The organism is Stenotrophomonas sp. 2201_Sma (assembly GCF_056486685.1).
In genome coordinates this window covers 4,055,502-4,078,470 of record NZ_CM151329.1, presented here as the reverse complement: position 1 = coordinate 4,078,470, position 22,969 = coordinate 4,055,502, and the positions used below count along the sequence as shown (strand labels likewise).

At 66.7% G+C, this 22,969-nt stretch carries 15 protein-coding genes; 9 read left to right on the top strand and 6 right to left on the bottom strand.

The window, feature by feature from the left end; genetic code table 11:
• Positions 1-163: 163 nt before the first annotated feature.
• The 6 genes from ACZLIF_RS18735 (at position 164) to aceK (ending at position 6,846) form a co-directional block, all read left to right on the top strand.
• Positions 164-2,386, top strand: coding sequence for an NADP-dependent isocitrate dehydrogenase (locus ACZLIF_RS18735; protein ID WP_128987686.1), 2,223 nt, complete (start codon positions 164-166; stop codon positions 2,384-2,386).
• 308 nt (positions 2,387-2,694) lie between these two features.
• Positions 2,695-3,660 (top strand): hypothetical protein, encoded by a 966-nt coding sequence (locus tag ACZLIF_RS18730; protein WP_053515628.1) that lies wholly within the window; start codon positions 2,695-2,697, stop codon positions 3,658-3,660.
• Entirely contained in the window at positions 3,653-4,201 is a 549-nt protein-coding gene (locus tag ACZLIF_RS18725) for a GTP-binding protein (protein WP_065174394.1), read from the top strand. The genes ACZLIF_RS18730 and ACZLIF_RS18725 overlap by 8 nt, the downstream gene beginning before the upstream one ends.
• On the top strand, positions 4,194-4,610 hold the full coding sequence (locus ACZLIF_RS18720) for a roadblock/LC7 domain-containing protein (protein WP_128987687.1): 417 nt from the start codon (positions 4,194-4,196) through the stop codon (positions 4,608-4,610). Before ACZLIF_RS18725 ends, ACZLIF_RS18720 begins: the two co-directional genes overlap by 8 nt.
• A 53-nt stretch (positions 4,611-4,663) precedes the next feature.
• On the top strand, positions 4,664-5,023 hold the full coding sequence (locus tag ACZLIF_RS18715) for a hypothetical protein (RefSeq protein ID WP_111186564.1): 360 nt from the start codon (positions 4,664-4,666) through the stop codon (positions 5,021-5,023).
• 92 nt (positions 5,024-5,115) lie between these two features.
• Positions 5,116-6,846, top strand: coding sequence for a bifunctional isocitrate dehydrogenase kinase/phosphatase (gene aceK, locus ACZLIF_RS18710; RefSeq protein WP_128987688.1), 1,731 nt, complete (start codon positions 5,116-5,118; stop codon positions 6,844-6,846).
• A gap of 17 nt (positions 6,847-6,863) precedes the next feature.
• Here the strand turns inward: aceK and ACZLIF_RS18705 are convergent, their stop codons facing one another.
• From ACZLIF_RS18705 to ACZLIF_RS18695, 3 genes are all read right to left on the bottom strand, one after another.
• Positions 6,864-8,438: a sensor domain-containing diguanylate cyclase gene (locus ACZLIF_RS18705; protein WP_128987689.1), complete on the bottom strand. Its 1,575-nt coding sequence runs from the start codon at positions 8,436-8,438 to the stop codon at positions 6,864-6,866.
• Positions 8,439-8,550: 112 nt separating this feature from the next.
• Entirely contained in the window at positions 8,551-9,567 is a 1,017-nt protein-coding gene (locus ACZLIF_RS18700; protein ID WP_128987690.1) for a cupin-like domain-containing protein, read from the bottom strand.
• 122 nt (positions 9,568-9,689) lie between these two features.
• Entirely contained in the window at positions 9,690-12,683 is a 2,994-nt protein-coding gene (locus tag ACZLIF_RS18695) for a TonB-dependent receptor (RefSeq protein WP_128987691.1), read from the bottom strand.
• Between the two features lie 409 nt (positions 12,684-13,092).
• Here ACZLIF_RS18695 and ACZLIF_RS18690 point away from each other — a divergent pair, with 409 nt between their 5' ends.
• Positions 13,093-14,370 (top strand): sugar MFS transporter, encoded by a 1,278-nt coding sequence (locus ACZLIF_RS18690; protein WP_111186562.1) that lies wholly within the window; start codon positions 13,093-13,095, stop codon positions 14,368-14,370.
• A gap of 20 nt (positions 14,371-14,390) precedes the next feature.
• On the opposite strand, the gene ACZLIF_RS18685 is transcribed toward ACZLIF_RS18690, so the two are convergent.
• Positions 14,391-15,398, bottom strand: coding sequence for a LacI family DNA-binding transcriptional regulator (locus ACZLIF_RS18685; protein WP_053515642.1), 1,008 nt, complete (start codon positions 15,396-15,398; stop codon positions 14,391-14,393).
• Between the two features lie 341 nt (positions 15,399-15,739).
• On the opposite strand from ACZLIF_RS18685, the gene ACZLIF_RS18680 reads away from it, so the two are divergent.
• Positions 15,740-18,271: a glycoside hydrolase family 3 protein gene (locus ACZLIF_RS18680; protein ID WP_128987692.1), complete on the top strand. Its 2,532-nt coding sequence runs from the start codon at positions 15,740-15,742 to the stop codon at positions 18,269-18,271.
• Between the two features lie 78 nt (positions 18,272-18,349).
• Here ACZLIF_RS18680 and rho read toward each other — a convergent pair whose 3' ends face one another.
• Together rho and trxA are read right to left on the bottom strand one after the other, a co-directional pair.
• Positions 18,350-20,101 carry a transcription termination factor Rho gene (gene rho / locus ACZLIF_RS18675; protein WP_128987693.1) on the bottom strand — a complete coding sequence of 584 codons (1,752 nt, stop codon included), beginning with the start codon at positions 20,099-20,101 and terminating at the stop codon, positions 18,350-18,352.
• 230 nt (positions 20,102-20,331) lie between these two features.
• On the bottom strand, positions 20,332-20,661 hold the full coding sequence (gene trxA, locus ACZLIF_RS18670; protein WP_025878607.1) for a thioredoxin: 330 nt from the start codon (positions 20,659-20,661) through the stop codon (positions 20,332-20,334).
• 523 nt (positions 20,662-21,184) lie between these two features.
• Here trxA and rhlB point away from each other — a divergent pair.
• A complete protein-coding gene (gene rhlB / locus ACZLIF_RS18665; protein WP_065174408.1) occupies positions 21,185-22,912 on the top strand; it encodes an ATP-dependent RNA helicase RhlB in 1,728 nt (575 codons plus the stop codon).
• Positions 22,913-22,969: the final 57 nt, after the last annotated feature.

The window sequence follows — 22,969 nt, the reverse complement described above, 5'->3', positions numbered from 1 at the left end:
GCGCGGCTGAAAACGCGACAATGCAGGGGTTTCCCCGCCGCGCGCCCACCCTGACGGCGACGGGGGAAAGCGTGGGGCCAGGCCCCGCGCGAGACACGGTTGCACGTGGTCCGGCGCTGCCGCCGGGCTTTCCCTGAGCACTGCTACAGAGTCCAAGTCCCCCATGTCCAAGATTCTCTACACGCTGACCGACGAAGCCCCGTTCCTGGCCACCCAGTCGCTGCTGCCGATCGTCGATGCCTACACCGCCACCGCTGGCATCGTGGTGGAAACCCGCGACATCTCGCTGTCCGGGCGCATTCTTTCGCAGTTCCCGGAACTGCTGGGTGAGGAGCAGAAGGTCAGTGACGACCTGGCCGAGCTGGGCCAGCTGGCGACCACGCCGGACGCCAACATCATCAAGCTGCCCAACATCTCCGCCTCGGTGCCGCAGCTGAAGGCGGCCATCAAGGAGCTGCAGGACCAGGGCTATCCGTTGCCGGATTACCCGGAAACGCCGGCCGACGACCAGCAGCGCGACTACAAGGCGCGCTACGACAAGGTCAAGGGCAGCGCGGTGAATCCGGTGCTGCGCGAAGGCAACTCCGACCGTCGCGCGCCGCTGTCGGTGAAGAACTATGCCCGCAAGCATCCGCATCGCATGGGCGCCTGGTCCGCCGATTCGAAGTCGCACGTCTCGCACATGGACGCGGGCGACTTCTATGGCAGCGAAAAGTCGGCAACCCTCGCCAACGCCGGCACCCTGAAGATCACCTTCCATGGCAATGACGGCAGCACCGTCGTGCTGAAGGAAAAGACCGCGGTCAAGGCCGGTGAGATCGTTGATGCCGCCGTGATGAGCCGCAAGGCGCTGGCTGCCTTCATCGACGCGCAGATCGCCGATGCCAAGAGCCAGGGCGTGCTGTTCTCGCTGCACCTGAAGGCGACCATGATGAAGGTCTCCGACCCGATCATGTTCGGCGTGGTCGTGGAAGAGTTCTACAAGGACGTGCTGGCCAAGCACGCCGACGCCATCCGGCAGGCCGGTTTCGATGCCAACAACGGCATCGGAGACCTGGTCGCGCGCCTGCCGTCGCTGCCGGAGGCCACCCGCGCCGCCATCGAAGCCGACCTGAAGGCCGAGTACGCGCAGCGCCCGGGCCTGGCGATGGTCAACTCGGACAAGGGCATCACCAACCTGCACGTGCCGAGCGACGTGATCGTCGACGCCTCGATGCCGGCGATGATCCGCGACTCCGGCAAGATGTGGAATGCCGAAGGCAAGCTGCAGGACACCAAGGCGGTCATCCCGGACCGCTGCTATGCCGGCGTCTACCAGGCCGTCATCGACGACTGCAAGGCGCACGGCGCCTTCGACCCGGCCACCATGGGCTCGGTGCCGAACGTCGGCCTGATGGCGCAGAAGGCCGAAGAGTACGGCTCGCACGACAAGACCTTCCAGATCGCCGCCGACGGCGTGGTCAAGGTCACCGATGACGCGGGCAGCGTGGTGTTCGAGCACGCGGTGGAGGCCGGTGACATCTGGCGCATGTGCCAGACCAAGGACGCCCCGATCCAGGACTGGGTCAAGCTGGCGGTCGAGCGCGCGCGCCTCAGCAGCACCCCCGCCGTGTTCTGGCTGGACGCTGCCCGCGCCCATGACGCGCAGGTCATTGCCAAGGTCGAGCAGTACCTGAAGAACCACGACACCGCCGGCCTGGACATCCGCATCCTGCCGCCGGTGGAAGCCACCGCGTTCTCGCTGGCCCGCATCCGCAAGGGCGAAGACACCATCTCGGTGACCGGCAACGTGCTGCGTGACTACCTGACCGACCTGTTCCCGATCATGGAGCTGGGCACCAGCGCCAAGATGCTGTCGATCGTGCCGTTGATGGCCGGTGGTGGCCTGTTCGAGACCGGTGCCGGCGGCTCGGCTCCCAAGCATGTACAGCAGTTCGTTGAAGAGGACTACCTGCGTTGGGATTCGCTGGGTGAGTTCCTGGCGCTGGCAGCGTCGCTGGAGCATCTGGGCAACCGCTACGACAATGCAGCAGCCCGTGTACTGGCCAAGGCGCTGGACGAAGCCAACGGCCAGTTCCTGGACAACGACAAGTCGCCTTCGCGCAAGCTCGGTGGCATCGACAACCGTGGCAGCCACTTCTACATCGCGCTGTACTGGGCGCAGGCCCTGGCCGCGCAGGACGAGGACGCCGCACTGAAGGCACGCTTCGCCCCGCTGGCCAAGGCCCTGACCGACAACGAGCATAAGATCGTCGAAGAGCTGATCGCAGTGCAGGGCAAGGCCGTGGACATCGGCGGCTACTACCGTCCGGACGTGGAAAAGGCCAGCAAGGCGATGCGCCCGAGCGCGACCTTCAACGCCGCGCTGGAGCAGCTGCGCGGTTGATCCATCGCCTTTCGGTCGTGACCCCGGAACCCGCGCTTCGGCGCGGGTTTCTTTTTGGCTCCGGGGTCAGATCCCCTTTTGCCATGCAAAAGGGATCTGACCCCAAGCGATGAAAACGTGACTTCCGTCAGCTGTCGGAATGCCGTCAATACGGCATGAAACTTGCCCGCGATGGCCGTCGCAGAACCGATGCGTGCGTACGCGCGGGCACTGTCAATCTGAGCGGTCGATCACGACGGACGCCGAGGGCGATGACCTAGCCTTGGCGACGCGAGATCGCCGGGGAGGCGGTCGCACGGGGAACACGGATGGCACGCGTGCTGGTAGTGGGAACCGATATCCAGGGAGAGCAGGCCCTGCTCAGGCGCCTGCGCATCGCTTCGGCCCTGCCTGACGGCCAGATCCGCCGCAGCCAGGATCTGGACGACTGTGATCTGCTGGTCATCCGCGATACACCCGCATTGCGCAACGCGGCCCTGCGCATGCGCCAGCAGCGGCCCCGCCTGCAGTGCTGGATCGAAGATCCCGGTGGCCAGCTGCGCGACGGCGATGGCCAGCAGCGTGTGCTCGATGACGGCGCGATCGGCCGCGCACTGCGTGGCATGCAGCGCCCACCGGAACCCGTAATTCCACACGTGCCCGCGCCGATCCGCCTGGCCGATGGTGCACACGCGATCACCCGCCTGCTGCGCGAGCGCTTGCCACTGCGGCAGGGATACGCGCTGCTGGGGGATGCCGCTGCGCCCCTGCTGCTGCTGGACCTGGAGCAGGACCAGGCCATCGCACTGCACGAGCCCGTCGTGGCATTGGTCGAACGCCTTGCGCGGGGGTTCGAACAGCTCTGGCTCGATGCGCTGACAGCAGCGCAGCTGCAGGCCCAGGCGGCAGATCGCACCCGGCAGCCATTGCGCCCGTTGCTGTGGCAGTGGGCGCAGCGCAGCCCGCATTGGCAGGCCCTGGACGAGCGCCTGCGCGTCGCCTCGGTGAAACTGCTGCGCTGGCCTGACTTCCGCGTACTGGGCCACGATCACGATGGCTTCCGCCTGTGCTCGCTGCTGCTCAAGCGCGCCTGTACGGTGGACGAGTGTGCCGTGCTGCTCGACCTTCCGCAGGCTGCAGTACGCGATTTCGTGCACGCCGCTTATCTGTGTGGCTATGCGCAGCTGCAACCGGCGCCTGCGGCGACGGTGACGGTCATGCGCGGCACGGGCAACGACAGCGGGCTGTTGGCCCGGCTGTGGCGCCACCTGCGCGGGAGCGAACGCAATGCGTGAGCACAAGGTGGTCGTGCTGGGTGGCATGGGCAGCGGCAAGTCGACGCTGGTGCGCAGCATCGCCGCCGGCACGGTGGTGGACACCGACGTCGCCAACAGCGATCGGCTTGGCGCCGACAAGGCATCGACCACGGTGGCGCTCGACTACGCCGACATCGATCTGCCCAATGGCGAGCGTCTCCGCCTGTACGGTACGCCGGGTCAGCAACGTTTTGATTTCCTGTGGCCGATCCTGCTGCAGGGCGCGCGCGGCGCGGTGCTGCTGCTGGATGGCCGACGTGCCGGCGTGGCTGCCGAACTGGACGGCTACCTGCAGGTGCTGCGGCCGTTCGGACCGGCGCTGGCACTGGTGGTGGCGGTGACCCATCTGGACCAGGCACCGGCGGCCGCGATGGAACACTGGGCAGCACATGCGCAGATCGACGGCCAACCGCTGCCGCTGCTGCCGCTGGATGCGCGCGACCGCGAACAGGGGCTGTTGCTGATGGATGTGCTGATGAGCGAGATCGAAGCGTACGCGCTGGTGACCGCGCATGGCTGACGGACAGGCCGCACTGCTGCCCGATGCGCGCCAGCGCGAACGCCTGCAGCCGTTGCTGCAGGACCTGCAGCAACGGGTGGAAGGGGTGCGCACCGTGGTGCTGGCCAGTGTCGATGGCTTCGCGCTGGTCAGCGCCGGCGCCGAAGGGCGTGGTGAACGCCTGGCCGCGATGACCAGCGCAATGCTGGCGTTGGCGGCAGCAGTAGGGCGCGAGCTGGTCCTGGGAGACCTGCAGACGCTGATGCTGGAAGCCGCGGGCGGCAAGGTGCTGATGCTGGCCATTCACGGTGAAGGGCGTGTGCCGCTGCTGCTGATGGCAGCCTGCGACCAGCGCAGCGTGATCGGCCAGGTGCTGTGGCAGAGCAGGGAATGTGGCCAGGCGATCCTGGCCGAACTCGGCGGACCGTGAGCCCGGCCGCAGGGGAACGAGGGGCTCGAACCTACACCGACAAGGGGTGCAACGTGTCTGGATTGACTGAATCGTTGAATGCACTGATGGGTATCGATGGCGCGCAGGCCGTGGCGCTGGTCGACTATGAAAGCGGCATGCTGCTGGGCGAAGCCGGTGCGGGGATGGACATGGAAGTGGCGGCAGCCGGCAACACCGAAGTGATCCGCGCGAAGATGAAAACCGCAGCGTCGCTCAACCTCAACGACAGCATCGAGGACATCCTGATCTCGCTGGGCAGGGCGTACCACATCATGCGCCCGGTGGCCAGGAAGAAGGGCCTGTTCTTCTACATCGTGCTGGACCGTAGCAAATCCAATCTGGCATTGGCCCGGCGCAAGGTGCAGGAAGTGGAGGCCGAGCTGGCCATCTGAGCCGATGCCTGTTGGAGCCGGGCATGGCCCGGCTCTACCCATTCCACCCCACGCCGGCGTATGGTTGAGCCATCTTCCCCGGTGAGCCCTGCATGTCCACGCCTGACATCGCTGCCGAGCTGGCGCCGCGCATCGCAGGCGCCATCCGCGATGGATTCGAGCAGTACCATGCCCGCTTCGCGGCGATCACCGCCCGCGCGCGGCAGCGCTTCGAGCAGCGCGACTGGAACGGTGCCCGCCAGGACGCCGTCGAGCGCATCGCCCTGTACGACCTGTGCATCGCCGAGCAGATGGATTCACTGCGCAGGCTTGCCGGCGAGGCAATCGGCGAGCGCTCGCTGTGGTTGCAGGTGCACGGCGCCTACAGCGCCCTGCTGCAGGGGCTGATCGACGCCGAGCTGTACAAGACGTTCTACAACACGCTGTCGCGGCGGCTGTTCGCCACTCGCGGCGTGGACCCGGCGGTGGAATTCATCGCCTTCGATGTCGAGCCGTCCGATGCGATCACCCATCCGGTCGCCCGCCACACCTATGCGGTCTCGCCGACGCGCCCGGTGGAGGCGCTGCAGCGGGTGCTGGCTGACTATCGCTTCGATGTTCCCTATGCGCACCAGCTGCGCTGTGCCGCCGCCATCGCCGTACGGCTGCAGGATGATCTTGCGCACTGGGGCGATACGCCGGTACGCAGCATCGAACTGCTGGATACCGTGTTCTACCGCGAGCGTCGCGCCTATCTGGTAGGGCGCGTCTTCGGCGAGCATCGCTTCTCGCCCTGCGTGATCGCGCTGGTCAACGACGAACAGGGCCTGCGTGCCGATGCAGTGCTGACCCGTCGCCGCGATGTCGCCCATCTGTTCGGCGTGTCGCGCAGCTATTTCCAGGCCGACCTGGCCACCGTCGGCGACGCCGTGGTGTTCCTGCGCAGCCTGCTGCCGGGCAAGCCGATCGACGAAATCTACACCGTGCTGGGCCGTGCCAAGCAGGGCAAGACCGAGCGCTACCGCACCTTCTTCCGCCATTTCAATGAACATCCACACGAGCGCCTGGTCCACGCCGAAGGCACCCCCGGCATGGTCATGGCGGTGTTCACCCTGCCCAGTTACCCGCTCGTGTTCAAACTCATCCGCGATCGTTTCGCCTGGCCGAAGGCGATGTCACGGCAGCAGGTGGAAGAGAAGTACGCGCTGGTGTTCAACCTGGACCGTGTCGGCCGCCTGCTGGACGCGCAACCCTATCGGCACCTGCGCTTCCCGCGCGACCGCTTTGCGCCGGCGCTGCTTGACGAACTGCTGGGCCAGTGCGCGCAGAGCATCCGCGTCGATGGCGACGAAGTGGAAGTGGCGCTGTGCTACGTGCAGCGCCGTTTCCGCCCGTTGAACCTGTACCTGCGCGAGCAGGGCGCAGAGCCGGTGCGCGCTGCGGTGCTCGACTACGCGCAGGCGATCACCGACATGGCGCGCAACAACATTTTCCCCGGTGACATGCTGCCGAAGAATTTCGGTGTTTCACGTCACGGCCGCGCGGTGTTCTACGATTACGACGAACTGTGCCTGGTCAGCGACTGTGTGTTCCGTGCCTGGCCGCAGCCGAGCTCGCCGGAAGAGGCGATGGCCGACGAGCCCTGGTTCCACGTTGGCCCGCGCGATGTGTTCCCCGAACGCTTCGGCCCCTTCATGGGATTGCCGGCCGGCGAACTGGCGGCCGTGCGTGAGCACTATCGGCACCTGTTCGATCCCGGCTGGTGGCAGGCCCTGCAGGCCCGCTTCGCCAGTGGCGACTATCCGGACACGCCGCCCTATGCCGCCAGCCACCGGCTGGCGTAGCCCCGCGCGCCTGCGCTTCAGTCTGCGTGGGGGTAGACGATTACCCGGTTGCGCCCCTGTTCCTTGGCCAAGTACAGGGCCTTGTCGGCCAGGCGCAGGGCCTGCTCGGCATCGGCATGGAAGCTGGGGAAATGGGCCACGCCCAGCGACACCGTGATCGTGCCGACCGGTGCGAAGGGGTGATCGGCGATGTGCTGGCGCAGGCGCTCGGCGGCCTGGCGCGCAGGCTCGGTACCGATACCCGGCAACAGCAGCAGGAACTCCTCGCCGCCAGCGCGGCACAACAGATCGCTCTCGCGCGAGTGGCGGCGCATCTGCTCGGCGATATGGACGATGACGGCATCACCGACGTCATGCCCATGGCCGTCGTTGATCGATTTGAAGCGATCGATGTCCAGCGCCAGGATCGCGAAGGGAATGCCCTGCGCCTGCAGCGCATCCAGTGCGTGCTGCAGCCCTCGACGATTCAACAGACCGGTCATCGGATCGGTGCGGCTGGCGCGGTTGAGCGTGCCGATCCGGTCCTGCAGTGCGTTGAAACTGTGCAGCACCGCATGCTTGAGCTGGGCAACCTCGAAGTACCAGGCGCGGATGCCATTGACATGGCTGATCGCGTTGCCGGTATCTTCGCCCGCCTGCACGTTGCGCGCCAGCTGCCACAGCGGCAGCGAAATGCGCCGGGCGAACCACCAGGTGATCACCAGTGACAACACACCCAGCGGGATCGCGTTCCAGATCACCGCCGACATCAGCCGCGACAGTGGCTGCAGGGTGGCTTCGGTGGGCCGCTGGGCGACGATGCCCCAGCCGGTGACAGCGACCGGGGCATAGCCGGCCAGCATCGATACACCGCGGTTGTTGCGTACCTGCTGCGCTCCCCGCTCGCCGTGGATCACCGCCGTCACCGCCGGATTGCCGACCACATAGTCACCCACCCGCTCACCTTCGACGTGGTACAGCAGGCGGCCATGGCGGTCGACCACATACAGGTACGAGCCGTCGCGGTAGTAATGCGTACCCAGCAGCGTATGCAGCGCGCTGCGCTGGCGCAGGTACAGGGTGCCGCTGATATAGCCGCGGTACCGGCCCTGGCCGTCGAAAATCGGATGCGACAGTGAGACCAGCAGCTTGCCGGTGGCCGACTGGTAGGGGTCGCTGATCATCGGCTGACGGGACGCCAGTGCCGCATTGTTGCCCGCACTGTGCAGGATCTCGCCCTGCAGCTGCAGCGTCTGGGGCGAGGTGGCGATCACCAGGCCATCGGCATCCACGACCAGCGAGGAGTTGAAGCTGCTCGACTGCAGCTGCAGGCGGCTGGCTTCGCCCTGCGCCCGGCGCGGGTCCATGTCGGCCTCACCCAGCCGGGTCGCGCTGTATGCCAGCTGCTGCTGGGCGGACAGCAGGAAGTTCTGGGTCGTCTCGGCCAGCTTGCTGGCATAGACGCGGTTGGCTTCCAGCGTGTTGCCGACCAGCTGGTCGCGTTGCACGCGGTAGCTGGCCAGCAGTGTATTGGCCAGGGCGATGATGGCGCTGAGCAGGGCGAGGGCCAGGATCAGCTTGCCCAGGTTGAGGCGGGGCGAAATCAGGCGCATGCGGAGCAGGATCGGGCGAAGGGACCGCAATGCGGGCAGGCGCAGGCGGGTGCAGGCAGCATTATCGCCAGAATCGGCGTCGGCGCGGGTGAAGCCCGGCGTGACCGGGGCCTCAGCGCTGCAGGCGGCGCAGCAGGGTCTGGCGCACGTGCGCGGCCGCCGCTGCGTCGAGTGTTCCCAGCACACCCTGCGCCTGCATCGGGATGTGTGCGGTCGCTGCCTCGCTGTCGGCGAACACATAGTGGTCGAACATCGCGCGCCACTGCGCGCGCTGTGCCGCGGGCAATCCGCGCAGGGCCAGGATCGACAGCATCAGGGCATTCATCGGCGAGTCCATCCAGGCCGGCACCGGCCGCCACCAGGTGTTGACCAGCACATTGAATGTTTCCAGACCTTCCATGTGGTGCCACCACAGTGAAGGGATGAAGACCGCATCGCCCGGTTCAAGTTCGGCCACCAGCGCCTGCTGCAGCGCCTGCGGGAAGCGCGGAAAGCGATCAAGGTCAGGTGCGTGGAAATCGACCAGGCTGATCGCCTGCCCTGCGGGAGTGAAATCGAGCGGGCCGATGTACAGGTTGTCGATCTGGTCCGGTGGGAACAGCGTCACCCGGCGGCGCCCGGCCGCCACGCATGCCAGGTTGTCCGGTACGTCCTGATGGGCGGCAATGCGCGAGCGGTTGCCGATCCAGATGCTGCTGAGAGGTTCGTCCACGCCCAGCTGCAGCGGATTGGCCCGGGTGAAGCCGGGCAGAAAGCTGTCCAGCGTCGTCGATGCCACGTAGATCGATGGCGGCGCCGGATCGGCGGCGTACTTCAGCAGCGTGGCCAGCACCACTTTCAACGGTACCTGCTCGCGGCGGAAGTTGAAGCCGCTCATGTCCGCGTTGTAGAACAGCCGGCCGCCGGCGTCGGGTGCTGCCGTGGTCGCGGTCACCGGCATCTGCCCGTGGTCGAACGCGGCCAGGTGCGCAACCGCCTCCGCAGGCGAGCGGCGCGCGGCCGCGACCAGGGGCCAGTGCGCGACCAGCCCGCGGATCACCTTCGGCGTGGTCCAGGTGTGCAGCCGCGCCGGCAGCTCATCCGGGTCCAGGTCCCGCACGTCATCGATGGGTCGGGGGTGGGGCAGCATGCGTGGACATCCTGGGCGTGATGGAGAGCCGGGCCCGTGCCCGGCGGCCTTGGGTCCGCGCATCATGCACCCGTGCGGCGTGGGCCGGGCATGAACCCGGCTCCACGAGCCTCATTTACCGGTCAGAACTTGTAGCGGACGCCGAACATGTAGCGCGGACCGGTCTGGGTGGCATAACGCAGCATGTTGGTATGCCGCGAATAGGTGCGCATGGTCTCGTCGGTCAGGTTGATTGCTTCCAGGCTCAGCGTCAGCTGTTCGCTGACCGCGTAGCTGATGTTGAGATCGAGCTGACCGTACGCGGCAGTGTAGTTCGGGTTCGGGCCCTGGCCACCGATGCCGTTGAGGAACTTGTCGCGCCAGTTGTAGGCCGCGCGGATCTGCCAGGCGTTCTTGTCGTAGAACGCGACCACGTTGGCCGAATCGCTCAGGCCGATCATCGGGTACTGGTCGCCCAGGCTGAGGTTGTTGAACGTCAGCCCCGACTTCACCTTGGTGTAGTTCGCGGCCACGCCGAATCCGGACTGGCCGAACAGGTGCTGCACCGCCACTTCCCAGCCGTCGAGGTGATCCGAGTGCTGGTTGGCCGGTACCGTGATGTCGAAACCGGCCACCGGGTCGTTGGGCTGGCCGACGATGGTGCCGGTCATCTGCCCGGCCGAATTGCGCCCGGTATAGGTTACGCCGGGATCCCCGGCATGGTTGGTGAAGATGTAGTCGCGGATGCAGGGCATGTCGGTGGTGCCGCAGCCCGATGCCAGTGCCTCGTTCCAGTACGCGCCACCGACCGGCGTATGCAGGGTGCCGGCGTTCTCGCGCACGATGGTGTCGCTGATGAAGTTCTTGATGTTCTTGCGGAAGAAGCCCACGGAGGCATAGCTGGCCTCGCCGTAGTACCACTCCAGCGACAGATCGAAGTTGTCCGAGATCAGCGGCTCCAGACCCGGATTGCCGCGGGTGCCGCTGCCGCCCTGGGTGCGCACGATGTCGGCCAGCGACTGACCGCTCTGGATCTGCGTCCAGCTCGGCCGGCCCAGGGTGCGGCTGTAGCTGCCGCGCAGCGCCAGCGTCTCGGCCAGGTCCAGTTTCAGATCAACGTTCGGCAGCACGTAGTCGTACTTGCCCTTGCCACCGACGAAGCCGCGATCGGCGGCGTAGTCGATGTTGAACTCGTTGGCCGAACTCCAGCTGATGCCGGTCGGTACGCGCACCAGCGCATTCGACTCCACCTCGGTCTGCTCGTAGCGCGCGCCGACGGCCACGTGCAGTGGCATCGACCAATCCAACGTGGTGCGGTACTGCAGGTAGGCACTCTTCGACTTCTCGGTGGTGCGGATGTCCTCGGAGTACTCCGTCGGTGCGTAGTAGCAGCTCGGGCAGGCCGGATCGGAATCGGTGCCGACCTGGGCCGCGCGATCGATCAGGCGGTCGAAGTCGAACACCAGGAACTGGCCGGTCAGGCGCGGATCGTTGTGGCCGGAGAATGCCTTGAAGTACTTGCCCATGTTGTCGGCGTACCAGATGTCATCGGCGTAGTCGGCCGGAGAGCCCAGACCGCCCCAGCTGTTGCGCTGCATGATGGCCGAGGCAGAGCGGTTCTCTACCTGGGTGTGGCCCACGCCGAAGTCCAGCGCCGAATAGTCGGCGAAGCGGAACGTGCCGCGGCCCTGGTACTGCTGCACCTTGGACTTGTTGTAGCTGTTCTGGAACACCGAGCCGGTGACCAGTGCGTCGGAGGCCTGCACGCCGCCCGGCGGCAGTGCGATGTTGATGATCGGCAGGTCGCCGCTGTAGTCGACGGTGGTGGTGCCACGCACGAAGGCGGCCACGCCGAGCACGCCCGCCGAGCCATAAGGACTGTCCGGCCGCGATTCCGACTCGGCGTTGTGCACATCGAAGGACAGGTCCAGCGCGTCGTTCACTTCCCAGTCGACGTTGAAGCCCAGCGAGTGCATGTCGGTCTTGGTGGCCAGTTTGGCGCCGCCCATCGACACGTCCGAATTGGTCATGTCCTCGCTGTAGATGATCGGCGCGGACACCGGGCCGTTGGTCCAGATGCTGTCGCCCGGACCATAGTTGAACCAGACCGACAGCTCACTGCGCTGCTGCTGCACCTTGTTCTCGACATAGGTGTAGTCCAGCGTGGTGGTGACATTATCGGCCGGCTTCCACTGGAACGTCGCCTGCGCGTTGGTGCGCTGCCGCTGCACGCCGTTGACGTTGTAGGCGGTGTTCTGCGGACGTGCGTAGACGTCGTCGGGGCCGGGGCGGTTGGTGATGCGGTCGGAATACCCCTGGCCCGGCAGCGGCAGTGCCCGCCAGTCCGCGCTCTCGTCGCCCTTGAACGTGGCCCAGCCCTCGGCCACGGTGGCCTGGTTGAAGCCGGAATCACGTTCCTGGTGGCTGGCGCTGAACGTCACGCCGAAGCGATCGTCGGCGTAGCGCTGGCTGAAGATGCCCGAGAGCTCACCGGTGACGTTGGAGCCGCGCAGGGTCCGCGGCAGGTTGTCGTTGGACGAATCGTTGACCGCCTTCAGACCAAGGCTGATCACTGGTTCGGACTCCAGCGGCCGCAGTGTCTTGATGTTGATGGTGGCACCGATGCCACCGGCAGGATTGTCGGCGCGGCTGGTCTTGTATACCTCCACCGCAGAGATCGACTCGGAAGCGAGGTTGGCGAAGTCGAACGAGCGCGAGCCGGACAGGCCACCGCCGCCGTTGCCCAGATTCGACGCCGGCATCTGCCGCCCGTTCAGCAGCACCAGGTTGTAGTCCGGACCAATGCCGCGCACGGTCACCTTGGACCCTTCGCCGCTGGAAGTGCGGTCGATGGAAACGCCGCTGATGCGCTGCAATGATTCGGCCAGGTTGGTGTCCGGGAACTTGCCGATGTCCTCGGCGACGATGCCGTCAACCACGCCCTGGCTGTCGCGCTTGAGGTTCATCGATGAGGTCAGGCTGCCGCGGATACCGGTGACCTGCACCGCATCGAGCGTGGTCGGATCGACTGGTTCGTTGGTGCCGGGTGCGTCCTGTGCCCATGCCGGGGCGGCCAGCGCAGCCAGCAGCGCGGAAGTGAGCATCGTCTTGCGAGGTACTGCCTTGTACGTCTTCATGGAAGCTCCCTCCCCAGGGAATTCGGTAATGGCGATCCTGCTTCGTTCAATCACGGACTACTGCATGTGGCCCGGATTGGAGCGACGCTTGACAGCGTTGTCAACAAACTGCCATGAAGTGCGCCGCGTCGGCGGTCGCAAGGCGCGCTGTGAAATCGTTGCCAGAACCTCGTCGCTTCGGAAACAACGCCTTGTGCGACGGCATCTGCAGCGGTTTTGCAGGGATGACAGCGCTGCCAACACGAGGGCAGGAAAGTGTTGTGCGGTGCAGAACAAAACTGCGCGGATCAGCTTTCAGCCCGCACGTGTCAGGGCATTCGTCGGACTGACAGCGCTGGACAATCACAATGGCTGCAAATGTCACGCATGACCGCAGGATGGCTTCGATCACTGACTGGAAGGACAAGCAATGGACACAGCAACGACCATTCGAGGACATCACGTGCAGGGCACCACCCGCGCACTGGCGGTGGTCACCGCCATCTTCTTCATGTGGGGCTTCCTGACCTGCCTCAACGACATCCTCATTCCGCACCTGAAAGCGGCGTTCGCGCTGAGCTGGGTGCAGGCGATGCTCATCCAGTTCACCTTCTTCGGCGCCTACTTCCTGATGTCGCTGCCTGCTGGCCGGCTGGTGGCTGCGGTGGGATACAAGCGCGGCATCGTCGCCGGGCTGGCCATTGCAGGCGTCGGCTCGCTGCTGTTCTGGCCGGCTGCGGCCGCCCATGTCTATGGGCTGTTCCTGGCAGCGTTGTTCGTGCTGGCCACCGGCATCACCGTGCTGCAGGTGGCAGCCAACCCCTACGTGGCATTGCTGGGCGAGGAGCGCACCAGCTCCAGCCGGTTGACCCTGGCGCAATCGATGAACTCGCTGGGCACCACGCTGGCACCGTTGTTCGGTGGCCTGCTGATCCTGTCGGCGCAGCCGCGCAGCGAGGAGCAGCTGGCGCTGTTGCCGCAGGCCGAAGCACTGGCCTACCGTGCAGCCGAAGCGCAATCGGTGCAGCTGCCGTACTTCGGCCTGGCCGTGGTCCTGTTCCTGCTGGCGGCAGCGATCTGGATGTTCCGTCTTCCCACCATTCCCGGCGTGGAGAAACGCACCGGCGCGCGAAGCCGGCCGTGGGACGTCCTGCGCCACCGCCATGTGCGACTGGGTGTGCTGGCCATCTTCTGCTACGTGGGCGCGGAAGTTTCCATCGGCAGCGTGCTGGTCAACTTCCTGTCCTCGCCGGGCATCGGCCAGGGCATGACCGAGCAGGAGGCCACCGGTTATGTCTCGCTCTATTGGGGCGGTGCGCTGGTCGGGCGCCTGCTTGGCGCGGCGCTGCTGGCGCGGTTGGATGCGCGCTGGCTGCTCGGTCTTTTCGCGCTCGCGGTGGTGCTGCTGCTCGGCATCACCGTCTCCACCACGGGTGGCCTGGCCAAGTGGGCGGTGGTGAGCATCGGACTGTTCAACTCGATCATGTTTCCGACCATCTTCGCGCTGGCGATCACCCGCCTTGGAGCTCTCACCGGACAGGCTTCAAGCCTGTTGGTGATGGCGATCGTCGGCGGTGCGGTCATCCCGCTGGCCATGGGCTGGCTTGCCGACAATCATGGCCTGCAGCTGTCGTTCCTGCTGCCGGCGCTGTGTTATCTCTACATTGCCTTCTATGCATGGAAGGGTTCGCGGCTGCCTGCCGCGTGAGCCGCAGGTTCGCCGCTGGCTCAACGTCGCCGTGGTGCGGCGGTCGACTCGCGTTCGAGTACCGCGTGCTCGACCGTGATCATGCGGCCAGCGGCTTCGGCACGGATGTGCTCGATCAGCTGTTCGGTGGCCAGCCGCCCCATGTGCGAGGTCGGTTGGCGCACGGTGGTGAGTGCAGGGTAGATGTGCCCTGCGATCGGGGTGTCGTCGAACCCGCACACCGAAAGGTCGCGCGGCACGCGAAGGCCGCGTTCGCCCGCGACGCGATACACGGCCGCGGCCATGTCGTCGTTGGCGGCGAAGATTGCCGTGGGAGGCTCATCCATGTCGAGCAGCAGGTTGGCTGCGTCCACGCCGGACTCGAACGAGAACTGGCCGTTGACCACCAGCGCCGGATCGTAGGCGATACCTGCCTGCCGCAGGGCCTGGCGGTAACCGGCGTAGCGCCACTGGCAGGCACCATGCGCGCGCGGCCCCTTGATGTGGGCAATGCGGCGGTGGCCCTGCGCGACCAGGTGACCGATCAGCTCGACCACCGCAGTGGTTTCATCCATGCGCACGCCGATGCGTCCCTCCGGGTGTCGCGGGGCGATGCAGGCGAAGGGAATGTCATGCTCTTCCAGGTACGACAGCACTACTTCGTCGTCGGTCAGCGGCGGGATCAGCACCACGCCATCCGGACGCGAGTTCTCGAACAGCGCGGTCATGTCGGGCAGGGTACGCCGGCCAGTGCCCACCGGGCCGAGGATCAGGTTGTAGTGCTGTGCGTGGCAGGCCTCGAGCATGCCGTTCTGGATTTCCATCAGGTAGTTGCGCGAAGGATTGTTGTAGACCAGTGCCAGCGCGTACGAGCGCTGTCCGGCCAGGCTGCGCGCGGAGAGATTGGGCTTGTAGCCCAGGCGCGCCACGGCCGCCAGCACCCGTTCGCGGGTCTGCTCGCGCACGTTCGGCTCGCGGTTGAGCACGCGGGACACCGTCTTGATCGATACCCCGGCAACGGCGGCGACATCCTCGATTCGACTGCGCATGATGCGGTGGATCCTCCTGGAAGGCGGCGGCGACGCGCCGATGGTAGTGCGTACCTGCGATGTCGGTGTTGCCGGAGCAGGCGGATGGTGCCACGACGCGAGGGGGACTGGCACGTCCTGAATTCTTGTCGCGTCGCAACACCCACCGCCGCGGGCCGTGTGCTGCGTCGGCCGCAAAGCCCGCCGTTACGCGATTGCCGCCACAGGATGTGCGATCGCTCATTGACACGATGCAGGCAGGCTTATATGACAGCGCTGTCAGGACAGGCGTCCGATCGCCCATACCGACGTGCCGCTGCAGTCCCGCACGCCAGGAACGTCATCCACGGAGGTAGTACCCAGTGAAGCGCCCCACCCAGACCCTTCTTTCCGGCTGTCTGCTGGCCGCCCTGGCCGCATCGGCGGGTGCCGCGCCGTCCACGGGCGAACGCCTGCAGGACTGGCCGCGCGTCCACAGCGTGATCGCTGCTGATGCGGATATCGAAAGGCGCGTGCAGGAGATCCTTGCGCAGATGACGCTGGCGCAGAAGATCGGGCAGATGACCCAGGCCGAGATCAAGACCATCACGCCGGACGAGGTGCGCCGCTACTACATCGGCTCGGTCCTCAATGGCGGTGGCTCCTGGCCGGGCATGGACAAGCACGCCAGCGTGCAGGACTGGCTGCAGCTGGCCGATGCCTACCACGCTGCATCGCTGGCAACCGATGCGAAGACGCCGGTGCCGGTCATCTGGGGCACCGATGCGGTGCACGGCCACAACAACGTGCTGGGTGCGACCCTGTTCCCGCACAACATCGGCCTGGGCGCGGCCGGCGATGCCGAACTGATCGAACGCATCGGCGAGGCGACCGCGCGCTCGGTGCGCGCCACCGGCATCGGCTGGGTGTTCGCACCCACCCTGGCCGTGGCCCATGACCCTCGCTGGGGCCGCACCTATGAGAGCTATTCGTCCGACCCGGCGGTGATCCGCAGCTACGCCCACGCCTACGTGAAGGGAGCACAGGGCACCTTCAAGGACGACGGTAACGTGGTCACCACCGCCAAGCACTACCTCGGCGATGGTGCCACCGACAACGGCCGCGACCAGGGTGAGGCGCTGGTCGACAAGAACACCATGATCAACGTCCACGCGCAGGGCTACTATGGTGCGCTCGCCGAGGGGGCGCAGACGGTGATGGCCTCGTTCAACAGCTGGAACGACCGCGCCGCAGGCGTGGACTACGGCAAGATGCACGGCAGCAAGGCGCTGCTGACCGATGCGTTGAAGGACAAGATGGGTTTTGATGGCTTCGTCGTCTCCGACTGGAACGGCATCGCGCAGGTGCCGGGCTGCCGCAACGACAGCTGTGCGCAGGCCATCAATGCCGGCATCGACATGGTGATGGTGCCCGACGACTGGAAAGCGTTCATCGCCAACACCACCGCGCAGGTCAAGAGCGGTGAGATTCCGCTGACGCGCATCGACGATGCGGTCGCCCGCATCCTGCGGGTGAAGCTGCGCGCGGGCCTGTTCGACCACAAGCCGTCCGACAGCCGCTACGCCGGCGATGCCAGTGCCGTGCAGCACCGTGACCTGGCCCGGCGTGCCGTGCGCGAATCGCTGGTGCTGCTGAAGAATGAAGGCAAGGTGCTGCCGCTGCGCCGCGATGCACGGGTGCTGGTGGTCGGCAAGAGCGCCGACAGCATCGGCGACCAGTCCGGTGGCTGGTCGCTGACCTGGCAGGGCACCGAGAACAGGAATTCCGATTTTCCCAACGCCGATTCCGTGCTGGGCGCGCTGCGCGCCGAACTGGGTGCGGACAAGGTCAGCTTCAGCGCCGATGGCCAAGGCGTCGATCCGAAGGCTTTCGATGTGGTGCTGGCGGTGATCGGTGAGACGCCCTATGCGGAAACCAACGGCGATATTCTCGCTTCGGATACCGTCAGCCACAGCCGGGCCTACCCGCAGGACTTGGCCGCGCTGAAGGCCGCAGCTGCAACCGGCAAGCCGGTGGTGACCGTCTACCTGTCCGGTCGCCCGATGTATGTCAACGACCTGCTCAATCTGTCCAGCGCCTTCGTCGCCGCCTGGCTGCCGGGCACCGAAGGCAAGGGCGTGACTGATGTGCTGGTGGCGGGCAAGGGCGGCAAGCCGGCACACGACTTCCGTGGACGCCTCAGCTTCCCGTGGCCGGGCGTTCCGTGCCCGGCACCGATCGACCAGCCCGACGCGAAGAAGCCGGCGCTGTTCGCGCTTGGCTATGGCCTCAGCTACGCCAAGGGCGGCAAGGTCGCCAGGCTCGAGGAAGCTGACCCGGACAGCTGCGGCGAAGTCACCGTGCTGCCGATCTTCAACCGCGCCGACACGCCGCCATTCGCCCTGCACGTTGCCGCCGCGGGAGCGACCCAACCGCTTGGCAATGATCTGAACGCTACGCTGCGTTGGCCCACCGCCAAGCCGGTGGTGCAGGTGCGCACCGTGCAGGTGAACACCCAGCAGGACGCCAAGGAGGTGACCTGGCGAGCCCCGGCGCAGCTGATCGCACGCAGCACCTCGCGCCGCAATCTCGGCGCACTGGCGCGCAGCAACGGCGCGCTGCAGTTCGACGTGCAGCTGGTGAAGCACCCGGCATCGCCGGTGAGGGTGACCATGCAGTGTGGCAGCGGCTGTGAGGGTGGGGTGGACATCGCCCCGCAGCTGGTCGCGCTGGCGCCCGGGCAGAAGCAGACGGTGACCGTGCCATTGGCCTGCTTTGCAAAGCGCGGCGTGGACCTGGGCGCGGTGGAAGCCCCGTTCGTGGTCAGCGCCGACGCGCCGTTCGCCGCGGCCTTCACCCGGGTCAGGTTGACGGCCAACACGGCTACCGCCGAAGGCGCGGTGGCCTGCCCGTAACCGAAGGCAGCGCCGGGCCATGCCCGGCGAATGCGCCGTTCCCGAGCAAAAAAAGCCCCGCAGTGCGGGGCTTTTTTCTTATCGCTTCATGGAACCGAAGAACTCGTCGTTGGACTTGGTGTTCTTCATCTTGTCCAGCAGGAATTCCATCGCGGCCATTTCATCCATCGGATGCAGCAGCTTGCGCAGGATCCAGATCTTCTGCAGCAGTTCCGGCTCGATCAGCAGGTCTTCGCGGCGGGTGCCGGAGCGGTTGATGTCGATGGCCGGGAACACGCGCTTCTCGGCGATGCGGCGGCTCAGGTGCACTTCGCTGTTGCCGGTGCCCTTGAACTCTTCGTAGATCACCTCGTCCATCTTCGAGCCGGTGTCGACCAGCGCGGTGGCGATGATGGTCAGGCTGCCGCCTTCTTCAACGTTGCGCGCGGCACCGAAGAAGCGCTTCGGGCGGTGCAGGGCGTTGGCGTCCACACCACCGGTCAGCACCTTGCCCGAGCTCGGCACGACGTTGTTGTAGGCGCGTGCCAGGCGGGTGATCGAGTCCAGCAGGATCACCACGTCCTTCTTGTGCTCGACCAGGCGCTTGGCCCGTTCGATCACCATTTCGGCGACCTGCACGTGGCGTGCGGCCGGCTCGTCGAAGGTCGAGCTGATGACCTCGCCGCGCACGGTGCGCTGCATTTCGGTCACTTCTTCCGGGCGCTCGTCGATCAGCAGCACGATCAGGTGCACGTCCGGATGATTGGTGGTGATCGCGGTGGCGACCTGCTGCATCATCATCGTCTTGCCCGCTTTCGGCTGGGAGACGATCAGCGAGCGCTGGCCCTTGCCCTGCGGGGCCATCAGGTCGAGGATGCGGCCGGTGATGTCTTCCGACGAACCGTTGCCGCGCTCCAGGGTGAAGCGGCGACGCGGGAACAGCGGGGTCAGGTTCTCGAACAGCACCTTGTTCTTCGACGCTTCCAGCGGCTCACCGTTGATGGTGTCCACGATCGACAGCGCGAAGTAGCGCTCGCCGTCCTTCGGGAAGCGGATGCGGCCGGACAGGTGGTCGCCGGTACGCAGGTTGAAACGGCGGATCTGGCTGGGCGAAATGTAGGTGTCGTCCGGGCCGGCCAGGTAGCTGGCTTCGGCCGCGCGCAGGAAGCCGAAGCCGTCCGGCAGGATCTCCAGCACGCCATCGGCGGCAACGCCGTCGCCGTGGCGGGTCAGCACCTTCAGCAGGGCGAAGATCACATCCTGCTTGCGGGCACGCGCCACGCCTTCGGAGATCTGCAGCTGTTCGGCGATTTCCAGCAGCTTCTGTGCCGGCATGCGCTTGAGATCGCTCAGCGAATAGACCGGGAAGCCTTCCGGCACCGTCGGCTGCACGCGCGGCACGAACGCCTGCTGCTCGCCGCCCTCGTTGGGCATGCCGTCATCGCGGAAGCGGTTGTTGCGGTCGCGGTCGCGGCGGTTGCGGAAACGGTCACGGCGGTTGCCCTGACCCTGGCCCTGCTGGCCCTGCTGGCCCTGCTGGCCATTCTGGTTGTGCTGATGCTGGCCGCCACCCTGAGGGTTCTGCTGCCGCGGCTGGCCGGATTCGCGACCCTCACCGCCTTCACCGCCGCCACTGCTGGCAGGGGCCTCGGCGGCGGGCGCGCTCGGCGCGGGAGCGGCTGCGGCCGGCGCCGGTGCTTCGGGCGCGGCGGCCAGCGGCAGGGTCGGCTGCGCGGGGGGCGCGCTGGTTTCGGCGGCGGCCGGTGCGGCAGCCTTGGTCACGCGGGCCTTGCGCACGCGCTTTTCGGCGGGCGCTTCTGCGCTGCCGGTTTCGGGAGTGTTATCGGACAAGAGCGTTATTCCTCGCTTGAAGGTGCGAGCGCCCGGCTGGGGCGGCGAACGTTGGGGATGGGTCTGGAAGAAACTGCGTCCAGAAGGTGCGGCACGCGAACGCGGCCGGATGTGCCGACACTATCATCGGCCCGCGGCGCCGTGCAAGGGTCGCCGGGAACAGCATTCATGCAGGCGCGGTCCGCGCCTGCCGGCAGCCGCACCGGGCGGCTGCCGGAGTCGTTACAGGGTCAGGCCAGGGCCTTGTCCAGCAGGCCGGCCAGCTGGGCCTTGCCCACCGCGCCGATCTGCTCGCCGACCTTCTCGCCATCCTTGAACACGACCAGGTACGGGATCGAACGCACGTGGTACTTGGCGGCCAGCGCACGATTGTTGTCGACGTTGACCTTGGCGATCTTGGCGCGGCCCTGGTAGGCATCGGCCAGCTCGTCCAGCGCGGGGGCGATCATCTTGCACGGGCCACACCACTCGGCCCAGAAATCGACCAGCACCGGTTCCTTGGAATTCAGCACGGCGCTATCAAAGTCGGCATCGCCGACGTGTACAACCTTGTCGCTCATCTTGGTTTCTCGTCTTGGATTGCACCCGGCCAGGCCGGAGGTGGGTGAACTGGGCCTTGCCCGGTGGCGCGACCCTCGTCGTTGCCTCGCGGCGTCCTGCCGCGGTGCGTTCGGCGGGATGCCTGGACGCTCACGGCCGGCAGTGTACCCCTATCGCGGGGCATGGACAGTGGCCGGCTGGAACCCAGCGTATCGTGATCGCTTCGAAGCGCGGTATGTGTCGGATTTCACTGTCTTCCTGAAGTGGGGGCCGGCAGCCGCGGACTCCAGCGACCCCGGCAGGGCTGTTCAAGCGCGGTGTGGCTGGGTGAAGAGGCGTCCCGCACGGGCCGGTCTCGCGGTTGCGTGAGACGGCTCATTCCGGTTTGGCCGCCGGAGTGCGTTAAACTGGGAGATTGAGCGGCGCGCGGACCCGGTGGTCCCCGGTCCGCCGACCCGCCGCAGGGGCCGCAGTTTGCGACGGTGCCCCCAGACGATGCAGTGCCGCCCGCCCGCTGGCCGGTGGCCATACCAAGACGGACTCATGAGCGACAAACCGCTGACCGATTTGACCTTTTCCTCCTTTGAGCTGCATCCGGCCCTGCAGGCCGGCCTTGAAGGAGCCGGATTCACCCGCTGCACCCCGATCCAGGCGCTGACACTGCCGGTCGCGCTGGCCGGTGGTGATGTCGCCGGCCAGGCCCAGACCGGCACCGGCAAGACGCTGGCGTTCCTGGTTGCCGTGGTCAACCGCCTGCTGAGCCGCCCGGCGCTGGCCGACCGCAAGGCGGAAGACCCGCGCGCGCTGATCCTGGCGCCCACCCGCGAGCTGGCGATCCAGATCCACAAGGACGCCGTGAAGTTCGGTTCCGACCTGGGCCTGCGTTTCGCCCTCGTCTACGGTGGCGTGGATTACGACAAGCAGCGCGAGATCCTGCAGCAGGGCGTGGATGTGATCATCGCCACCCCCGGCCGCCTGATCGATTACGTCAAGCAGCACAAGGTGGTTTCGCTGCACGCCTGCGAGATCTGCGTGCTGGACGAAGCCGACCGCATGTTCGACCTGGGCTTCATCAAGGACATCCGCTTCCTGCTGCGCCGCATGCCCGAGCGCACCACCCGGCAGACCCTGCTGTTCAGCGCCACCCTCAGCCATCGCGTGCTGGAGCTGGCCTACGAGCACATGAACGAGCCGCAGAAGCTGGTGGTCGAAGCTGAAACAGTGACCGCCGCGCGCGTGCGCCAGAAGATCTACTTCCCGGCCGACGACGAGAAGATCCCGTTGCTGCTGGGCCTGCTCTCGCGCAGCGAAGGCGCCCGCACCATGGTCTTCGTCAACACCAAGGTCTTCGTCGAGCGCGTGGCGCGTTCGCTGGAAAAGGCCGGGTACCGGGTCGGCGTCCTGTCCGGCGACGTGCCGCAGAAGAAGCGCGAGAGCCTGCTCAACCGCTTCCAGAAGGGCCAGCTGGAAATCCTGGTCGCCACCGACGTGGCTGCCCGCGGCCTGCATATCGACGGCATCAAGTACGTCTACAACTACGACCTGCCGTTCGACGCCGAAGACTATGTGCACCGCATCGGCCGTACCGCACGCCTGGGCGAAGAGGGTGACGCGATCAGCTTTGCCTGCGAGCGTTATGCGATGAGCCTGCCGGACATCGAGGCCTACATCGAACAGAAGATTCCGTCCGAGCCGGTCACCAAGGAACTGATGACCGCACTGCCGCGTCCGGAACGCCCGGCCACGGTCGCTGGCGAGGACGGTGACGAGAACGAGAGCGTCGGCCAGATCTTCCGCGAGGCGCGCGAAGCCCGCGCCGCCGAGGAAGAGCGTCGTGGCGGTGGCCGCAGCGGTGGTCGCTCCGGTGCCGGCCGTGGCGAGCGCCGCGATGGCGAGCGCAGCGGCGAACGCCGCTCGCGTGGTCCGCGCAAGCCGCGGGTGGAAGGCGAGCAGGGCGCGACCGCGCCGGTGGAAGGTGCCGGGTCCGGCACCCCGGCCCAGGCGCCGCGTCCGCCGCGTCCGCCGCGTGCCGAAGGTGCTCCGGAGCTCGCGGCGGACGGCGAGCGCAAGCCGCGCAAGCGCCGTCGTCGTCGCCATGGCCGTCCGGTCGAGGGTGGCGAGGCGATGGTCGCCAACGGCAGCGCTGGCAACGGTGCCTCGCCGGTGACGCCGGTTCATGTGGTGGCCAAGCCGGTGCGCAGCACCGACGCCGCCGACTCGTTCCTGACCCGCATCGGCCGCAAGATCCGCCGGATGCTGTCGGGCGGCTGATCGGCGCACCCGGTCAGCGGTAGCGCCGGGCCATGCCCGGCGCGCGCAGCGGCAGAT